The organism is Polaribacter sp. BAL334 (genome assembly GCF_015767435.1).
GTDB lineage: Bacteria > Bacteroidota > Bacteroidia > Flavobacteriales > Flavobacteriaceae > Polaribacter.
Window position 1 is genome coordinate 1 of the sequence record NZ_JADWOV010000240.1, and the last position, 553, is coordinate 553.

Here is a 553-nt window from a genome sequence, read left to right on the forward strand (position 1 = left end):
CTTTTAATACTATTTGGAATACGAATGACAGTAAATTTGTAGCAGAAGCTGTTTTGTCAAACGTTTCTTTTTGGGATGAAGATTTAACAAAAGTGCCACATTTGAAAGATTCAATATCATTGGCTTTACATGAAATTGAAGTAAATGGAATTGAAAAAGGATTGGCTAATTTTAGCAAAAAATATTAAAATAAAAGTCGCATAAAACCATGCAAAAAAAACTAATAAAAGTTCATCAATCAGATAATGTTGCAGTAGCTTTAATCAATTTAAAAGTTGGTGAAAATATCTCTTTTGAAAATCAGGAAATTACAATTATTTCAGATGTAAAAGCTAAACATAAAATAGCTTTGCGAAATTTTGAAGTTGGTGAAAAAATTTTCATGTACGGAGTTTTGGTTGGAAAAGCAAGTCTTTTCATTCCAACAGGAGGAGTTTTAACAACTGAAAATGTAAAACATCAAAGTGCAAATGTTAGTCAAAAAACAGGTACAATTGGTTGGACTGCTCCAAACGTTGATGCTTGGAAAAACAAAACTTTTATGGGGTATCAC

At 29.7% G+C, this 553-nt stretch carries 1 protein-coding gene and 1 pseudogene; both read left to right on the forward strand.

From position 1 onward, the window contains the following. Positions 1-188, forward strand: a pseudogene (locus IU405_RS03395) (tagaturonate reductase); the annotation flags it as partial. 20 nt (positions 189-208) lie between these two features. Then, the coding region (locus IU405_RS03400; protein WP_197437209.1) for a UxaA family hydrolase at positions 209-553 on the forward strand (345 nt) is incomplete at its 3' end.